This is a genomic window from Flammeovirga sp. AWQ4_249, assembly GCF_056161045.1.
In genome coordinates, this window is sequence record NZ_JBSWYJ010000105.1 from 1 (window position 1) to 1,033 (window position 1,033).

Genomic DNA, 1,033 nt, shown 5'->3' on the forward strand with positions numbered 1-1,033 from the left:
GAAGCGAGTGCAAAGGTAAGAACTTTTCTTTTTAACTTCCAAATCTTTTTTGAAAAAATTTTGAAGTTTTTTTTGAGTCAATTCTCATTCTCACAACACACTGTTTTTAGCACATCAAGTGGATGTTTTAAAAATGCCTTTCGCTAAAGGCGAGTGCAAAGGTAAGAAAGGAAATTTAATCTGCAATATCTATTTTGTTTTATTTAGAAATTCATTTAGATTTCTGATTATCAACTCTGAAAGTTTTTTTTACATCATGTTTTTTCCTTAGCCGTTTGCTGAAGGGAGTACAAAGGTAATTGAAGGTTTTTTAAATACAATAAGATCTATGAGAAATTACATTAAATAAAAATCAACAAATCTATAACACACTTAATATCAATGATATACATTAAAATAAATAAGTATTAAAATGGAAAATATTATTACTTTTAAGTATTGAAACTAATAGACAAACTATTATAAGTACACAGTAATTATAGTTGATAGCTCTCATCAAAAAGAAGATACAATATCCATTTCAAAATATATTTCTTCTAAAACAAACTGGGAAATTATCAATCTTATGGATTATTTTATTTCTCATTTTGATTATGAATACAATAATCAAAATGATGATTTCCTACCTTTGATAAATGATATCATAGATAATTGCGACACATTTGTTTTCACTAACCTGTATATTGTTATTCAATGGGTAGGATCATGAAAGTATTTTTTGATCGCTTTATAAATCGATTAACAATAAATAGTAGTTTAGAAAGAAAACTAAGAAATAAAAAAGTCACTGTTATTTCCTGTTCTTTAGGGAATGTTTTCTGGCTCACATCTATTAAAACATTTAAGTATCTAGATATAATATATATTGGAAACATACATATTATATCATCAGATGATGATTCTAAAAATATAGATAAATTTATTGAACAAATTCTAGCCAATCAAAAAGTACAGACACAAAAAAAGGTTAGTCAACATCTTGTGTTAACTAACCTTCTATATTTAATGAATGTGGCGCCGACTTACTCTCCCG

Annotated in this window: 1 protein-coding gene; it reads left to right on the forward strand. The window is 26.2% G+C overall.

What is annotated here, in order from left to right:
* Positions 1-705 precede the first annotated feature (705 nt).
* Positions 706-1,033 (forward strand): hypothetical protein (locus tag ACXAHM_RS26265; RefSeq protein WP_474967056.1); only part of this gene is annotated, 328 nt, incomplete at its 3' end.